This is a genomic window from Arthrobacter methylotrophus (genome assembly GCF_039539965.1).
Taxonomy (GTDB): Bacteria; Actinomycetota; Actinomycetes; order Actinomycetales; family Micrococcaceae; genus Arthrobacter; species Arthrobacter methylotrophus.
This window is the reverse complement of sequence record NZ_BAABED010000001.1, coordinates 2,747,690-2,763,553: the sequence shown is the minus strand read 5'-3', so window position 1 is coordinate 2,763,553 and position 15,864 is coordinate 2,747,690. Positions and strand designations below refer to the sequence as shown.

Sequence of the window (15,864 nt, the reverse complement as noted above, 5' to 3'; positions counted from 1 at the left end):
CAATGGTCAGCACGCCCACGCGCAGGGGGCCCGGGCGGACTCGGGCCGCTAAGGCAGCCCCTGCTGGACGCGCGGCAGGCGCTGCTCGAGCCTCGCTACCGTCGCGTATTCGGTCCGGGGTCGCCGGATTTTGGTCGAACCTCGAAGGAAACGGCAAGCCGACTAACGGCTCTACCTATTACCTGATCCTTGGCGCGACACTCGCATTGACGGCCATCGGGATCATCATGGTCCTGTCCGCCTCCAGCGTCGAATCGATTGCGGCCGGGGAATCCCCATACTCCATCGCCACAAAGCAAGGCATGTTTGCCGGTATCGGCATCGTTGCAATGCTGGTGCTTTCACGAGTCAACGTCCTGTGGCTGAAGAGGTTCGCGTGGCCGGCCATTGTGCTTGCCGTTGCCTTGTTGATGCTCGTCCTGGTGATCGGTAAGCGGGTCCTGGGCAACCAGAACTGGATCGAGATAGGTGGGTTCACCTTCCAGCCGTCGGAGTATGCCAAATTCGCGCTAGTGCTCTGGATGGCCACGGTCCTTTCGGTGAAGGCAAAGCTCCTCGACAAGTGGACGCACGCACTGGTCCCGATCGTCCCGGTCTCGTTTTGCATCATTGGCCTGATCGTTGCAGGCCACGACCTCGGCACCTCGCTGGTGGTCATGCTCATTATGGCTGCCGGCCTGTTTTTCGGCGGCGTCAATCTGAAGCTCTTCGCTGCGGCGGGTGGTGTTGCCGCCGCTGCAGCCCTGATACTCGCGGCCACCAGCGGAAACCGGATGTGCCGTATTACATCGTGGATGGGGCAGAGCTGCGCGGGGGCAAGCGACATTGGCTTCCAGAGTGAACAGGGCATGAACGCGCTGGCTTCCGGTGGTTGGCTTGGCGTGGGGCTCGGCCAGAGCCGGCAAAAGTACCAGTGGATCCCTGAAGCCCACAATGACTTCATCTTCGCGGTCATCGGGGAGGAACTCGGCCTGGTGGGAACCATCGTGGTCTTGGTGCTCTTCGCGTTGCTGGCCGTTGCCATCTATCGAGTCGTGAGCCACCAGGAAGACTTGTTCGCCCGTGTGTTGGGCGGATCGATCATGGCTTGGATGCTGGGGCAAGCCGTCATCAACATGGCCATGGTGGCAGGTTTGCTTCCCGTGATCGGTGTTCCGCTGCCTTTCATCTCCTATGGCGGTTCAGCGTTGGTGATGTCACTATGCGGCGTGGGCGTAGTGTTGTCTTTGGCCCGGGCACAAACGGCTTCTGCCAGCCCCTCCAAGCCGCGTTGGCGTCTTGTGAAACCTGCACGAAAGCGTACATAGCACTCCATGAATTCCCAACCCCAGAATTCCCAGCCCAAGCCTCTCTCCGTGGTGTTGGCCGGCGGCGGGACGGCAGGACACATCAGTCCCTTGCTCGCCATCGCCGATGCCCTCAAGTCGCTGCGGCCGGATGCGGCCATCCTTGCCGTCGGGACGCCGAATGGAATGGAAACCCGCCTCGTTCCGGCCGCGGGATACGAGCTGGCCACGATTGATAGGGTTCCGTTTCCCCGGAAACCTTCCGCAGATCTGTTCAAATTGCCCGGGAGGCTCGCGGCAGCCGTCAAACAGGCCGGCCGTATTCTCGACGATGCCCAAGCCGACGTCTTGCTGGGCGTGGGTGGCTACGTCTGCACGCCGATGTACCTTGCGGCATGGCGCCGGAAGATCCCCATCGTCATTCATGAGGCCAACACCCGCCCCGGGCTTGCGAACAGGGTCGGGGCGATGTTCACCAAGCATGTTGCCGTGGCCTTCCCGGAGACCAGGTTGAGGCACGCCCGCCACGTCGGCATGCCCATGCGCAAGGCCATCGCCGGTTTGGATCGTGCGGCCGGCCGTGCGGCCGCCAGACGATCCCTGGGCCTGGATGCCGGACAACCTGCACTCATCGTCACGGGCGGTTCTTCCGGAGCCCAGAGCATCAACCTCACCATCGCCGGCGCCGTTGCCGCTTTGGCCGAAGCCGGGATCCAAACACTCCACATCACCGGCCGCGGCAAGGCCGTGACGAACGCCGGCGGCGCCCTCCTGGCAGCCGACGGCTACCATCAGGTGGAATACGTGGACGGCATGGAAAACGTCTACGCGGCAGCGGATGTCCTCCTTGCCCGCTCCGGAGCCGCAACAGTAAGCGAGGTGGCCGCCGTCGGGCTTCCTGCGGTATTCGTTCCATTGCCGGTCGGGAACGGCGAGCAGGCCATGAACGCTTCCGCCTTGGTCAAGGCAGGCGCGGCGCTTCTGGTCGATGATGGGGCGCTGACCGCGGAGTGGCTCAAAGCCGAGTTGATTCCGCTGCTCACGGATCAAGCCCGCCTTGAGGATATGGCCAGCAAGGCAAAAGGACTTGGCATCAGAAATGCTGATCAGCGGGTGGCTGATCTCGTCTTGGAAGCGGTATCCGAATGACCCAGCCCCTCACAGACCTCTCGTCCCTCGGCCGGGTTCACTTCATCGGCATCGGCGGGGTGGGCATGTCCGCCGTCGCGCGGATCATGGTGGCCCGCGGAGTTCCGGTAAGCGGCTCGGATGCCAAAGACCTGCCCGTCATGCAGGACCTGCGGTCCGCCGGGGCTCGGATCTCCGTCGGCTACGCCGCTGAAAATCTTGGTGAGGCGCAGACCGTCGTCGCAGGTTCAGCCATCAGGACTGACAACCCGGAATTGGAAGCGGCCCGCGCGGCAGGACTTCCCGTGCTCCACCGTTCCGAGGCCCTCGCGGCAACCATGGGCGCGGACCGCGTGGTGACCGTGGCCGGCACGCACGGCAAGTCCACCACCACGTCAATGGTGGCTGTTTTGCTCAAGGAAGCGGGCCTGGATCCGTCGTTTGCCATCGGGGCCAACGTGCCCGCCCTAGGCGTCAACGCAGCGCACGGCAGCTCGGACATCTTCGTCGCCGAGGCCGACGAATCGGATGGTTCCTTCCTCAACTACAGGCCCCTCATCGCCGTTGTCACCAACGTCGAGGCCGATCATCTGGACTACTACGGCACTCCAGAGGCCGTCTTTGCCTCCTTCGACAGTTTCGCCGCACTGTTGCCGGCTGCAGGCGCGCTGTTCGCCTGCGCCGACGACGACGGCGCCCGGGCCCTCGCTGAACGGACCCGTGCGGCGGGCAATACCCGGGTGCTGGGCTACGGGACGGCAGAGGACGCCGACATCCGCCTACATGATGGAGGTCCGGGTGATGTCTGGGTGTCCATCGACGAACAGCGGTACCGGCTTGACCTTCAGGTTCCCGGGCGGCACAACGCGCTGAACGCGGCCGCAGCGTTTGCCGTCGCCGTCGAACTGGGAGTGGCACCAGAGGCCGCCGCGGCCGCCCTGGGCCGCTTCACGGGAGCATCGCGGCGATTTGAATTCAAGGGTCAGGGGAGAGGGGTGCGGGTCTATGATGACTACGCCCACCACCCCACCGAGGTCCGGGCTGCCTTGTCCGCGGCCCGCTCCGTGGCAGGCGGGAACAAAGTGCATGTGCTCTTCCAGCCGCACCTGTTTTCGCGCACCCGGGAATTCGCCGAAGATTTTGCCGAGGCGCTCGGCGAAGCGGACACGGCGCTCGTGCTGGACATCTACCCTGCCCGCGAAGACCCCATTCCCGGGGTCACGAGCACCATGATCACGGAACGCCTCAAGAACGGCAGGCTGGTGGGGGCCGGACAGGAAGCGCTGGACGCAGTCCTTGCGGTGGCCAGCGAGGGCGATATCGTCTTGACCGTCGGAGCTGGCGACGTGACGGCTTACGGGCCCCGGATCCTGGAGTTGTTGGGTGGCTGATACCCGGAAGCCCACTTTCAAGCGGAAGGCCGGAGCCCGGGCCGGAGTCGTCAGTGCTGAACGCAGCCTCGACGATTCCGTCGGCGGTCCCCAAGAAGCCGCTCGCGGCAAGGACAGCAATGTGTTGGCCTTCCCGGAGCCGAAAGGACGCAAACGGCGGCGGACGGTGCTCACGGCGTTGGCGGTCATCGTCGTTTTGGTCGCCGGAATACTCGTTGCGGCGATCTATTCGCCGGTTTTCGCCGTGCGCACGGTGTCGGTCGAAGGCACCAAGCTGCTCCAGCCGGGGGCTGTCCAGAAAGCATTGGAACCGGTGAAGGGAAAGCCGCTTCCGCAGGTCAGCGACGCCGAAATCGCCGCGCTGCTCAAACCGTTGGTCCAGGTGCGTTCCGTGAGCACCGAGGCGCGCCCGCCGTCCGAACTTTTGGTCCACATTGTGGAGCGGGTACCGGTGGCGTTGGTCAAGAGCGGGGACAACTATCTTTTGGTTGATGTCGATGGAGTGCAGCTTGGGTCAACCGCGGATCCAGCCTCGGTTCCCTTGCCCCTGGTCGACGGACAAGGAGCCAACCAGGACCTGTTCAAGGCGATCACGAGTGTCCTTGCGACGCTGCCGCCGGATGTCCTGGCGAAGATGGCCAGCGCTTCGGCCACGTCGCCCGACGCCGTAGAGCTCAAGCTCACGGACGGCAAGATCGTGGTGTGGGGGAATGCGGACGAAAAGGAACTGAAGGCGCGGGTCCTCGAGGCGTTGCTGAAGGCTCCGGCGAATCCCAAGGTTCCAGTGAACGTCTACGACGTCAGCGCGCCGCGGCACCCGTTCACGAAGTAGCCAATTCCGGGAAGTAACTTCGTTGATGTATGGCGCTATTTTTCGGACTTTCGCACGACACGCGGAGGCGGTCATTGAATGTCGGATTCATAGCCCATACCGTCACTTAGGAGTTACTTGACATAACTATAACCTTCAACTAGAGGGTTAAGGTCCAAGAATTCAAGTTGGACTCGATCTGTTTCGCTATAGGACACAAGCAAGGGGCACGAAACGTGGCAGCACCGCAGAATTACTTGGCCGTCATCAAGGTCGTCGGCATCGGCGGCGGTGGCGTGAATGCAGTTAACCGAATGATCGAAGTCGGCCTTCGCGGCGTCGAGTTCATCGCTATCAACACCGATGCCCAGGCTCTCCTCATGAGCGACGCGGACGTCAAGCTCGACGTCGGACGCGAGCTCACGCGCGGTCTGGGAGCAGGCGCCAACCCCGACGTCGGACGCCAGGCCGCCGAGGACCACGCCGATGAGATCGAAGAAGTAATTCGTGGAGCCGACATGGTCTTCGTCACTGCAGGCGAAGGCGGCGGCACCGGAACCGGCGGCGCCCCCGTCGTGGCGCGGATTGCACGCTCGCTCGGTGCCCTGACCATCGGTGTGGTGACGCGGCCCTTCACTTTCGAAGGCCGCCGACGCGCCGGTTCCGCCGAGGCCGGTATCGATGCCTTGCGCGACGAAGTCGATACCCTCATCGTCATCCCCAACGACCGCCTCCTCTCCATCAGCGACCGTAACGTCTCCGTCCTGGACGCCTTCCGTTCCGCTGACCAAGTACTCCTGTCCGGTGTTCAGGGCATCACGGACCTCATCACGACGCCCGGCCTGATCAACCTCGACTTCGCCGACGTCAAGTCCGTCATGCAGGGCGCCGGCTCCGCCCTTATGGGTATCGGCTCGGCACGCGGTGAGGACCGTGCGGTGAAGGCGGCAGAGCTTGCCATTGCCTCGCCATTGCTGGAAGCGTCGATCGACGGTGCCCACGGCGTTCTGCTCTCCATCCAGGGCGGATCGGACCTCGGTCTGTTCGAAATCAACGAAGCCGCGCGGCTCGTGCAGGAAGTGGCCCACCCCGAGGCCAACATCATCTTCGGTGCCGTCATTGACGACGCCTTGGGTGACGAAGCACGCGTCACGGTCATCGCCGCTGGTTTTGACGACGTCAAGGCCACCTCACCGTCGATGAACCAGCACACCTCCCAACAGTCGGGCCAGCACCAGGCGTCTTCGATCCCGGACCGTCCTGCAGCGCCCGCAGCTGCCCCGGCCTATTCGACTCCGCAGCACGTTGCTGCCGGGATCGGCGCCTCGGGCTTGAGTAACTGGGGCCAGCAGCGCCCCTCGGCACTCCCTGCCGACTCGGGTTTCGACGTAGACCTTCCGGCCGTCGTTGAGCCGGACCTCTCCGGAAGCCGCACCGACGACCTGGACGTTCCGGACTTCCTGAAGTAGCCGGTTCGTTCACGTCATTCCAGGAGAGTCGGACAGTAGTGTTTTGGTGGCGAAAAGAAGTACGGCCAGGAGTCTCGGTCGCGTTCACCGATGTCGATGCAGGCAACCTCGCACTGCACGTCGCGGACATTCCTGACGACGTCATGGCGCGCCGGGCCCGGCTGGAATCAGCAGCGGGGCTCGGCGACCGGCATTTCCAATATATGAACCAGGTCCACGGAAACGCCGTCGAATTCATCACTGCGCACGGCGACGGTCCAACGGCTGACGCCATGGTGTCCAGGGGCCAGCCGCTCGCGGTCATGGTGGCAGATTGCGTCCCCGTCGTGCTGTTGGGCGAAGTGCAAGACGAACTCGACTCAGTCCTTGCGGTGGTCCACGCCGGCCGGCCCGGTGTTGCTGTAGATATCGTTTCGGCCACTGTGGCGAACATGCGCAGCCGCGGTGCCGCGACCATCAGCGCCTGGGTGGGCCCCTCCATTTGCGGCGCATGCTACGAAGTTCCCGAACAGTTGCGGGCGGACGTTGCTGCCGCTGTGCCGGAAACCTGGTCCACAACCTCGTGGGGTACGCCTGCTCTGGACCTGCCCGCCGGAGTGCGGGCCCAGTTGAAAGCGCTTGGCGTCACGGTCGAGTACTCGGGGGAGTGCACCCGGGAGACTGCCCGGCTTTACTCCTACCGGCGCAATCAGCAAACAGGCCGCTTTGCAGGTTTGGTGTGGACGCATGAGTGAAGTCCCTCCGGCCGCTGGTACTGCCGGCACTGATCCGCGGACAGTCGAACTGCGGGAACGGCTCGCCGCCGTCCGGCAGAGAATCTCTGCGGCAACCCTGGCGGCTGGACGCAGCGAAGAGCCCCAACTGATTGTCGTCACCAAGTTCCATCCCGCAGCGGATGTCACCCGGCTCGCGGCGCTGGGCGTGACGGACGTCGGCGAAAACCGCGACCAAGAAGCGGCAGGGAAGTCCGCGGAGCTCGCCGGGCTCCCGGTGCGCTGGCACTTCATCGGTCAATTGCAGAGCAACAAGGCAAAGTCGGTCGCGAAGTATGCATTCTCCGTCCAATCAATTGATCGTGCGCAGCTCTCCGAGGCCCTGGCCAAGGCGGTTGCTCGGCAACAGTCCGAGTCCGGCAGGCCGGATCTTGACTGCTACATCCAGGTCAGCCTCGAGGACGACGCCGGTGCCCACCGCGGCGGTGCTGCTCCGTTCGACGCCGGTGCCCACCGCGGCGGTGCTGCTCCGTTCGACGTCGAACGCCTCGCCGAATCCATCGCTACCGCAGCCGGGCTGCATCTAGCCGGCGTGATGGCGGTCGCTCCCCTCGGAGCGTCCCCGGAGCAAGCGTTCGAGAAACTCGCCGGTATTTCAATGGATCTGCGGCGGTTGCACCCGGGTGCCGTGGGGATATCCGCCGGGATGAGCCAGGACCTTGAAGCTGCTGTCCACTTCGGTGCGACACACCTGAGAATTGGCTCGGATATTCTCGGTTCGCGTCCGCAGGTGGGGTAGCGTCGAAGTATTGGAAGCGACGGGCCGGGATTTCAGCGATGTCAAGTCATGGGCGGCCCGCCTACCGCAGACACGATAGGAGTCCAGCATGGCTGGCGCACTGCGCAAGACAATGGTTTATCTTGGGCTCGCCGATGGCGATGATCACTACGAGTCTGAGCAGCACATGCAGCAAGCTGACGAGGACCGTTCAGTTGACCATGATCGCGAAGAGCGCCGCGCCCCTGCGCCTGTACGTGAAGTAGTTCGTGAAGTCCCCCCTGTCGCCGAAGAGGAATACCGCGCACCCGTGACACCTATCAAGCGTGCGGCTTCGAGCCGCGAAGACGCCTCCGGACTGAGGCAGATCACCACCGTCCATCCCCGGTCCTACAACGACGCCAAGATCATCGGCGAAAGTTTCAGGGATGGCATCCCCGTGATCATGAACGTCACGGACATGGGCGAGGCAGATGCCAAGCGACTCGTTGATTTCTCGGCCGGCCTGGTCTTCGGACTCCATGGCAGCATCGAGCGCGTCACCAGTAAGGTATTCCTGTTGTCGCCGTCGTATGTCGAAGTCCTTGGCGACGATAAGAAGGCCAGCGAGGCGCAGGCAACGTTCTTCAACCAAAGCTAGCACCATTGACACAGATGCCAGGCAGAGCGATCTGCCTGGCATCTGTGTTGCAATAGAGGGACTGACCGAAAAGTGGCGAACTAGGAGATCTGAGCTAACCCGTGGGCATAGTTTTCGGCCTTATCTACATTGCATTGCTGCTGTTCCTGGTCACCCTCATCGTTAGGCTCGTCTTTGATCTGGTGCAGATGTTTGCTCGCCAGTGGAGGCCCCGAGGCGCTGCGCTCGTCACCGCGCACGTGGTGTATTCCGTGACTGATCCGCCCCTGAAACGGATTCGCCGGCTCATTCCACCCCTGCAGCTTGGAGGAGTGTCGCTTGATCTGGCATTTCTGATCGTGTTTATCATCGTCAGCATCGCGATGGGATTCGTCTGGACGCTGGCGTAGCTTTTCCGTAGTGCATGTTCCGACGATCTGTTTTCTTCGGCCCGTGGGCTGCAATCCTTCGAGCCAACACATGGTGTTGAATTGGGGGAATCAGATGATATTTAGGTACCGTAGTTTTGAACGGCCGGAAGGCCTACTGACTAACTAGACCAACGAGGTGACCAGATGGCTTTGACGCCAGAAGACGTTGTCAACAAGCGCTTTCAGCCGACCAAGTTCCGCGAAGGCTACGACCAGGACGAGGTCGACGACTTTCTCGACGAAATCGTTGTCGAGCTGAGGCGTTTGAACCAAGAGAACGACGAGCTGCGCAAGAAGCTCGCCGAAGGCGGAAACCCGGTTCCCGCCAGCGCAGTATCGGCACCCGTGATCGAAAAGGTGCCCGCGCCGGTGAAGGCCGACAAGGACGCCCAGGCCAAGGCGGAAGCCGAAGCCAAGGCAGCCGAAGCTGACAAGAAGAAGGAATCGGCGCCCGTCGCTCCGGCCCCCGCTCCAGTCGCTTCTGTCGGCTCTCCTTCTGCTGAGTCCGCAGCGGGCCTGCTCGCCATGGCGCAGCAGATGCACGACAAGCACGTCGCTGATGGTGAGCAGCAGAAGGAAAAGATCATTGCCGAGGCACAGATCGAAGCTTCCACCCTCGTCAACGACGCGCAGGACAAGTCTCGCAAGATCCTCGGTGCCCTCGAGCAGCAGCGCTCGGTTCTGGAACGCAAGGTGGAGCAGCTCCGCGGCTTCGAGCGTGACTACCGTTCCCGCCTGAAGGCATACATCGAAGGCCAGCTGCGTGACTTGGATGCCCGCGGCTCGGTTGCGGCTCCTGAGGTCGGCGAAGCCGCTGCAGAGGTCTAGCAAGTATTCTGAAAGCCGGTGGCTGGGGATTCCTCGGCCACCGGCTTTCGCCTGTTAAGGCGTCAAAAGCCACGGTTACCGAATGAAAGTACTATGAGCGACGAACAAATTGACGGCACCACGGAGCCGGTCCGCATCAAAACCCACATCTGGCGTCCCGCACTGCTTTGGGTCTTTGCAGGCTTCGCCGTGTTCGCGTATGCCTTCGACCAACTGACAAAACTCTGGGTCACCAGCACCATGGTCGAAGGTGAACGGATCCCCGTCCTTCCGCCGCTCCTGCACTGGTACTACATCCGTAATTCCGGTGCTGCGTTCTCGATCGGTGAAAACGTCACGTGGGTCTTTACGATCATTATGGCGGCCGTTTCGGTGGTGATTTTGTTCCAACTGCGTCGATTGGGGTCGGCCTGGTGGGCACTTGCCCTCGGCCTCCTGCTAGGTGGCGCGCTCGGAAACCTCACGGACCGGCTTTTCCGTGAGCCTTCTTTCGCCATGGGCCACGTGGTGGACTTCATTCAATTTCCCAATTTCGCGATCTTCAACATCGCAGACTCAGCAGTGGTTTCCGGCGTCGCGATCATCTGCCTTCTGACTCTGCGCGGGATTGGGCTCGATGGCTCCCGGCAGCACGCCGCCCGGCCTCAAACCGGCATGCCCAGGACCGACGAGGATCCCGGCGATGTCTGAGCAATTCGTGGTGCCCGAAGAGCTGGACGGCGTCAGGGCGGACGCAGGCGTGGCCAAGCTAATGGATATCTCCCGTTCCGCGGCTGCTTTGCTGATCGCCGAGGGCAACGTGACCGTCTCAGCGAGTGCGGTGGGCAAATCGGCGAAGCTCGTCGCCGGGTCCGTCCTGGAAGTCACTGTTCCCGAACGCCGGGATCCCTTGGAAATCGTGGAGGAAGTCGTGGAAGGCCTGAATATCCTGTTGGACGATGACGAGTTTGTTGTCATCGACAAGCCAGTTGGTGTGGCGGCGCACCCGTCACCGGGTTGGGTCGGCCCCACGGTGGTCGGGGGCCTCGCCGGTGCCGGATACCGGATCTCCACGTCCGGAGCGCCTGAGCGGGCTGGCATCGTCCACCGCCTCGACGTCGGAACTTCCGGCGTCATGGTAGTCGCCAAGACGGAGCGCGCCTACACGGTGCTCAAGCGGGCTTTTAAGGAGCGCACCGTGGACAAGGTGTACCACGCAGTGGTCCAAGGCCTGCCGGATCCGCTGGAGGGCACCATCGACGCGCCCATCGGGCGCCATCCCGGGCATGACTGGCGTTTCGCGGTGATCGAGGATGGCCGTCCTTCCGTAACGCACTACGAAGTCCTCGAAGCCTATGGCAAGGCGAGCCTCGTGGAAATTCACCTTGAGACTGGCCGGACACACCAGATCCGCGTGCATTTCTCGGCCCTCCGGCATCCCTGCGCGGGGGATCTGACCTATGGTGCGGATCCACGCCTGGCCGCGAACCTGGGGCTAACCCGGCAGTGGCTGCATGCGCGCCAGCTTGGCTTCACCCACCCCCGCACGGGTGAATGGGTGGAAGTCACCAGCCAATACCCGGCGGACCTGCAGTATGCGCTGGAACTTCTTGAAAGCGGCAACGCGTAGCGGGACTCATGCTTCAGGCGTGCCCCTCCAACCTCGCGACCCCTGCCGGTAGACTGTCGTGGTGACTTCCAGCAATGACTCGTTCGTCCATCTGCACACCCACACCGAATACTCCATGCTGGATGGTGCGGCCCGTCTCACCGAGTTGTTCGATGAGACGGAGCGGCTCGGGATGCCTGCGCTTGCCACCACGGACCATGGATACTTGTTTGGCGCCTTCGATTTCTGGAAGAAGGCCACGGACAAAGGCATCAAGCCCATCATCGGCGTCGAGGCCTATGTCACGCCGGGTACGGCGCGAGGCGACAAGGAGCGCGTTCGCTGGGGCGAGGAGAGCCAGCGGAAGGACGACATTTCCGGTGGTGGCGCTTACACCCATATGACACTGCTGAGCTACAACAACGTCGGCATGCGCAATCTATTCCGGGCATCGTCGATTGCCTCCCTCGACTCGGTGTTCGGCAAATGGCCCCGTTTGGACCGCGAGCTGCTGAACACGTATTCCGAAGGCTTGATCGCCACCACGGGCTGCCCTTCGGGCGAAGTCCAGACCCGGCTCCGGCTAGGGCAATACCGGGAGGCCCTGGCCGCGGCCTCCGAGTTCCGCGACATCTTCGGTGCGGAAAACTACTTCTGCGAACTGATGGACCACGGCCTGGACATCGAACGGCGGGTCACCGGCGATCTGCTGCGCCTGGCCAAGGAACTGAAGCTTCCGCTCGTGGCCACCAACGACCTCCACTACACGCATGAGCATGACGCCAAGGCCCACGAGGCTTTGTTGGCGATCCAGTCGGGCTCCACCCTGCTCGAGCCCACCTATGACAATGGCGGCTCCCGATTCGCTTTCTCCGGAAGCGGCTACTACTTGAAGTCCCCGCAGGAGATGCGCGAGCTGTTCCGCGACCATCCCGAGGCCTGCGACAACACTTTGTTGATCGCGGAGCGCTGCGAAGTGTCCTTCAACACGGGCGCAAACTACATGCCCCGCTTCCCGTGCCCGCCAGGCGAGGACGAGACGTCCTGGCTGGTCAAGGAAGTAGCCACGGGACTTGATTACCGCTACCCCCAAGGCGTCCCGGACAAGGTGCGCAAGCAAGCCGACTATGAGCTCGACGTCATCACGTCCATGGGATTCCCGGGCTACTTCCTGGTCGTGGCCGACTTCATCAACTGGGCCAAGAACAACGGGATCAGGGTGGGCCCGGGCCGTGGTTCAGGTGCGGGCTCCATGGTGGCGTATGCCATGCGCATCACCGACCTCGACCCGCTGGAACATGGCCTGATCTTCGAGCGGTTCCTCAATCCGGATCGCGTGTCCATGCCCGACTTCGACGTCGACTTCGATGATCGGCGCCGCTCCGAAGTCATCGACTACGTCACCCGGAAGTATGGCGACGAGCGCGTGGCGATGATTGTCACCTACGGCACCATCAAGACCAAGCAAGCGCTCAAGGACTCCTCCCGCGTGCTGGGTTACCCGTTCAGCATGGGCGAACAGCTCACCAAGGCCCTGCCGCCGGCCGTGATGGCCAAGGACATCCCGCTTGCGGACATCCAGAACCCGGAAGCCAAGCGCTACGGCGAGGCCGGAGACTTCCGCCAGCTCATCAGCACGGACCCCGAAGCGGCCAAGGTCTTCGAGACCGCCCTGGGTATCGAAGGACTGAAACGCCAATGGGGCGTACACGCCGCCGGCGTCATTATGTCCTCGGACCCCATCATCGACGTCATTCCCGTCATGCGCCGTATCCAGGACGGCCAGGTCATCACCCAGTTCGACTACCCGACGTCCGAGGGTCTCGGGCTGATCAAGATGGACTTCCTCGGCCTGAGGAACCTGACAATCATTTCCGACGCCCTGGAAAACATCAAGATGAACCGCGGCGTCGACCTCGATCTTGAGAACCTGGCGTTGGACGACGCGGCGTCGTACGAGCTGCTGGCGCGCGGCGACACTTTGGGTGTGTTCCAGCTCGACGGCGGACCCATGCGGTCGCTGCTCAAGCTCATGAAGCCTGACAACTTCGAAGACATCTCCGCCGTGTTGGCGTTGTACCGACCGGGCCCCATGGGCGCCAATGCCCACACGGACTACGCCCTCCGGAAGAACAAGATCCAAGAGGTCATCCCCATCCATCCGGAGCTCGCCGAGCCCCTGCAGGAAATCCTCGGCGGAACGTACGGCCTGATCGTGTACCAGGAGCAGGTCATGGCCGTGGCCCAGAAGCTGGCCGGCTACTCACTGGGCCAAGCCGACATCCTGCGCCGTGCCATGGGCAAAAAGAAGAAATCCGAACTGGATAAGCAGTTTGCTGGTTTCTCCCAAGGCATGCAGGACAACGGCTACTCCATGGCTGCCGTCAAAACCCTGTGGGACATCCTGCTCCCGTTCTCCGACTATGCGTTCAACAAGGCGCACTCGGCCGCGTACGGAGTCATCTCCTACTGGACTGCGTACCTGAAGGCCCACTACGCTCCCGAATACATGGCTGCCTTGCTCACTTCCGTGGGCGATGACAAGGACAAATCGGCCATCTACCTCAATGAATGTAGGCGCATGGGCATCACTGTCCTGCCGCCCGACGTCAACGAGTCAAGCCTCAACTTCACCCCTGTGGGAACTGACATCCGCTTCGGAATGGGGGCCATCCGCAATGTTGGCGTCAACGTCGTGGAGGCCATGGTGGCAGCCCGTGCGAGCGAAGGCGCCTACACCACCTTCAAGGACTTCCTCATGAAGGTTCCGGCGGTGGTCTGCAACAAGCGCACTATCGAGTCCCTCATCAAGGCCGGTGCTTTCGACTCCCTGGGCCATCACCGCCGTGCGTTGGCCATGGTCCACGAAGAAGCGATCGACTCCGTCATCACACTCAAACGGAACGAAGCGATTGGCCAGTTCGATCTGTTTGCCGGCTTCGAGGACCAGGAACCCGAGGCCTCCCTGAGCACGGAGATCCCGGACCTGCCGGAATGGGAAAAGAAGGACAAGCTTGCCTTCGAGCGCGACATGCTTGGGCTCTATGTCTCGGACCACCCGTTGCAAGGGCTTGAAGGCGTCTTGAGCCAGCATGCCGAGCAGTCGATCACCTCGATCCTGGGCGAAGACGGACCGCACGACGGCGCCGTCGTCACCATTGCCGGCATGATCACGTCCCTCAGCCGCAGGATCGCCAAGGCAAGCGGCAACGCCTACGCGCGGGCCGAGATCGAAGACCTCGGGGCATCCATCGAGGTCATGTTCTTCGGCCAGGTCTACGGCCCGATTGCCTCGGTGCTGGCGGAGGACTTGATCGTGGTAGTCAAGGGCCGTTTGCAACGGCGCGACGACGGTGCGGTCACTTTGAACTGCATGGAGCTCTCGGTTCCGGACTTGAGTGAAAGTACCAACGGTCCCCTGGTCATTACGATGCCCACCTACAAGGCAACCGAGGCTGTTGTCACCGATCTTCGCGACGTCTTGAACACCCACCGGGGAAACTCCGAGGTCAGGCTCCATCTGCAAGGCGACTCCAAAGTGGAGGTCATGGGCCTGCCGGTGCACCTGCGCGTGAATCCCACGCCGTCGCTGTTCGGTGACCTCAAGGTTCTCCTGGGTCCAACCTGCCTGGACAGCTGATCCCGGCGAGTCAGATTTCGTAGTCGAGCGGAACCGGCTGTCCGTAGGCGCCGGAGTGGTACAGCAGGGGCGTATCTTCGTCGCCCACCAGGCCGTCGATGACTTCGACAACCACGATCGCGTTGTTTTCGAAGGAAAGCCGCATCTGGATCTTGCCGATCAGCCAACCTGGCACGTTCTTCAGGAGGGGAACATCGAAGGGGCCCGGTTCCCAGTGATCGCCCTCGAACCGTTCCTGGGTACGGGCGAAACGGTCCGCGAGTGCCTGGTTCTCGAGACCGAGCATATGCAAGCCGATATATGTCGAATTCGCAATCGCCGGCCAGGAACTGGAACTGCGGGACATATTGAACGTGAATCGGGGCGGTTCCGCCGACAACGAAGCGACTGAGGTCGCGGTGAAGCCGAACGGCTTGCTGTTGAGGTTGGCAGTGATGATGGCAACCCCGGCGGCATGCCGACGGAACATTTGCTTGAACGTTGCTTCGAAAGCCGGTTTGTCCGACGACACTTTGCTCGATCTCCTGATGATGTACTAGTAATAAAGCTGATGGGTTCAGCGTATTCCGCGGCCCGCCAGGGAGCTTACTTGTGGAGCTTTCAGGAAGGTTTGTTAATGTTTGTGTCATGACCAAGCCAACATCGAATGTTCTCGACTCCGCCCCTGTGACAGGAGCCGGTGCGGACACGGAAACGCGGGCACCGAGATGGTGGCTATGGCTCGCCGTGCCCGTTGCTTCGGGCATAGGGCTCGGCCTCGTTTGGTGGGTGTTGGCCCCGGGCGGCCTTAATGTCATCTCTGGAAATCCTGCCCTCGCGGATCCGTCTGCCTCTGCAGGCCGCTTTCCGCGGGATGTGGTCTTGGCCGGGATTCTCCTGCTTGCAGGCTGCTTCACGGCCATCCTCCTCGACAGCAAGGTGCAGAAGCCAGGTCAGGGCATCCGTACCTTCCTGGCGGTTCTCGGCGGCGCCGCAGGGGCCCTGGTGGCCTGGCAGGTGGGCCTCTTGGCCGCGCAGTGGTGGGGTCCCGTTTCCAGCGACGCGGCCAACGGATTCTCCTTGCGGTCGATGGCGGCACTCTTGCTGTGGCCCGGAGCGATCGCCCTCGTGACTTTCTTCCTGACTCTTTTCGGCTTGATGGGACGCCAGCCGGAGGCAGAGCCGCTCGACCCGTAAAATGAT

At 62.5% G+C, this 15,864-nt stretch carries 15 protein-coding genes; 14 read left to right on the top strand and 1 reads right to left on the bottom strand.

Going from position 1 to position 15,864, the window contains the following annotated elements; translation table 11 throughout:
* The first annotated feature begins 2 nt into the window (after nucleotides 1-2).
* The 13 genes from ftsW to dnaE all read left to right on the top strand — a co-directional run bounded on the left by ftsW (nucleotide 3) and on the right by dnaE (nucleotide 14,682).
* On the top strand, nucleotides 3-1,307 hold the full coding sequence (gene ftsW / locus ABD884_RS14615) for a putative lipid II flippase FtsW (RefSeq protein WP_345047039.1): 1,305 nt from the start codon (nucleotides 3-5) through the stop codon (nucleotides 1,305-1,307).
* Between the two features lie 6 nt (nucleotides 1,308-1,313).
* Entirely contained in the window at nucleotides 1,314-2,435 is a 1,122-nt protein-coding gene (gene murG / locus ABD884_RS14610; protein WP_345047036.1) for an undecaprenyldiphospho-muramoylpentapeptide beta-N-acetylglucosaminyltransferase, read from the top strand.
* Nucleotides 2,432-3,805, top strand: a complete 1,374-nt coding sequence (gene murC / locus ABD884_RS14605; RefSeq protein ID WP_345047034.1) for a UDP-N-acetylmuramate--L-alanine ligase — start codon at nucleotides 2,432-2,434, stop codon at nucleotides 3,803-3,805. The genes murG and murC overlap by 4 nt, the downstream gene beginning before the upstream one ends.
* Nucleotides 3,798-4,637: a cell division protein FtsQ/DivIB gene (locus ABD884_RS14600; RefSeq protein WP_345047031.1), complete on the top strand. Its 840-nt coding sequence runs from the start codon at nucleotides 3,798-3,800 to the stop codon at nucleotides 4,635-4,637. The genes murC and ABD884_RS14600 overlap by 8 nt, the downstream gene beginning before the upstream one ends.
* Before the next feature lie 215 nt (nucleotides 4,638-4,852).
* Entirely contained in the window at nucleotides 4,853-6,085 is a 1,233-nt protein-coding gene (gene ftsZ / locus ABD884_RS14595) for a cell division protein FtsZ (RefSeq protein WP_345047028.1), read from the top strand.
* A gap of 38 nt (nucleotides 6,086-6,123) precedes the next feature.
* Nucleotides 6,124-6,819 (top strand): purine nucleoside phosphorylase YfiH/LACC1 family protein, encoded by a 696-nt coding sequence (locus tag ABD884_RS14590; protein ID WP_345047024.1) that lies wholly within the window; start codon nucleotides 6,124-6,126, stop codon nucleotides 6,817-6,819.
* Complete coding sequence (locus ABD884_RS14585) at nucleotides 6,812-7,597, top strand: YggS family pyridoxal phosphate enzyme (protein WP_345047021.1); 786 nt, start codon at nucleotides 6,812-6,814, stop codon at nucleotides 7,595-7,597. Before ABD884_RS14590 ends, ABD884_RS14585 begins: the two co-directional genes overlap by 8 nt.
* A gap of 88 nt (nucleotides 7,598-7,685) precedes the next feature.
* Entirely contained in the window at nucleotides 7,686-8,216 is a 531-nt protein-coding gene (locus tag ABD884_RS14580; RefSeq protein ID WP_028266725.1) for a cell division protein SepF, read from the top strand.
* Nucleotides 8,217-8,317: 101 nt separating this feature from the next.
* Nucleotides 8,318-8,605, top strand: a complete 288-nt coding sequence (locus tag ABD884_RS14575) for a YggT family protein (protein WP_028266726.1) — start codon at nucleotides 8,318-8,320, stop codon at nucleotides 8,603-8,605.
* A 165-nt stretch (nucleotides 8,606-8,770) separates the two neighbouring features.
* Nucleotides 8,771-9,454 (top strand): DivIVA domain-containing protein, encoded by a 684-nt coding sequence (locus ABD884_RS14570; protein ID WP_345047015.1) that lies wholly within the window; start codon nucleotides 8,771-8,773, stop codon nucleotides 9,452-9,454.
* A 93-nt stretch (nucleotides 9,455-9,547) separates the two neighbouring features.
* Entirely contained in the window at nucleotides 9,548-10,144 is a 597-nt protein-coding gene (gene lspA / locus ABD884_RS14565) for a signal peptidase II (RefSeq protein ID WP_345047012.1), read from the top strand.
* Complete coding sequence (locus tag ABD884_RS14560; RefSeq protein WP_345047009.1) at nucleotides 10,137-11,063, top strand: RluA family pseudouridine synthase; 927 nt, start codon at nucleotides 10,137-10,139, stop codon at nucleotides 11,061-11,063. Before lspA ends, ABD884_RS14560 begins: the two co-directional genes overlap by 8 nt.
* Before the next feature lie 61 nt (nucleotides 11,064-11,124).
* Complete coding sequence (gene dnaE, locus ABD884_RS14555) at nucleotides 11,125-14,682, top strand: DNA polymerase III subunit alpha (protein ID WP_345047007.1); 3,558 nt, start codon at nucleotides 11,125-11,127, stop codon at nucleotides 14,680-14,682.
* A 10-nt stretch (nucleotides 14,683-14,692) separates the two neighbouring features.
* Here dnaE and ABD884_RS14550 read toward each other — a convergent pair whose 3' ends face one another.
* Complete coding sequence (locus tag ABD884_RS14550) at nucleotides 14,693-15,151, bottom strand: flavin reductase family protein (protein ID WP_345054821.1); 459 nt, start codon at nucleotides 15,149-15,151, stop codon at nucleotides 14,693-14,695.
* 158 nt (nucleotides 15,152-15,309) lie between these two features.
* On the opposite strand from ABD884_RS14550, the gene ABD884_RS14545 reads away from it, so the two are divergent.
* Nucleotides 15,310-15,858: a hypothetical protein gene (locus ABD884_RS14545; RefSeq protein WP_345047004.1), complete on the top strand. Its 549-nt coding sequence runs from the start codon at nucleotides 15,310-15,312 to the stop codon at nucleotides 15,856-15,858.
* Nucleotides 15,859-15,864 lie beyond the last annotated feature (6 nt).

Bases quoted from the DNA above. Each gene is read 5' to 3' on its own strand.
- ABD884_RS14560 (WP_345047009.1), top strand. From the start codon at position 10,137: ATGTCTGAGCAATTCGTGGTGCCCGAAGAGCTGGACGGCGTCAGGGCG.
- ABD884_RS14550 (WP_345054821.1), bottom strand. From the start codon at position 15,151: ATGTTCCGTCGGCATGCCGCCGGGGTTGCCATCATCACTGCCAACCTC.
- ftsW (WP_345047039.1), top strand. From the start codon at position 3: ATGGTCAGCACGCCCACGCGCAGGGGGCCCGGGCGGACTCGGGCCGCT.
- ABD884_RS14545 (WP_345047004.1), top strand. From the start codon at position 15,310: ATGACCAAGCCAACATCGAATGTTCTCGACTCCGCCCCTGTGACAGGA.
- murC (WP_345047034.1), top strand. From the start codon at position 2,432: ATGACCCAGCCCCTCACAGACCTCTCGTCCCTCGGCCGGGTTCACTTC.
- ABD884_RS14585 (WP_345047021.1), top strand. From the start codon at position 6,812: ATGAGTGAAGTCCCTCCGGCCGCTGGTACTGCCGGCACTGATCCGCGG.
- ABD884_RS14570 (WP_345047015.1), top strand. From the start codon at position 8,771: ATGGCTTTGACGCCAGAAGACGTTGTCAACAAGCGCTTTCAGCCGACC.
- ABD884_RS14580 (WP_028266725.1), top strand. From the start codon at position 7,686: ATGGCTGGCGCACTGCGCAAGACAATGGTTTATCTTGGGCTCGCCGAT.
- lspA (WP_345047012.1), top strand. From the start codon at position 9,548: ATGAGCGACGAACAAATTGACGGCACCACGGAGCCGGTCCGCATCAAA.
- murG (WP_345047036.1), top strand. From the start codon at position 1,314: ATGAATTCCCAACCCCAGAATTCCCAGCCCAAGCCTCTCTCCGTGGTG.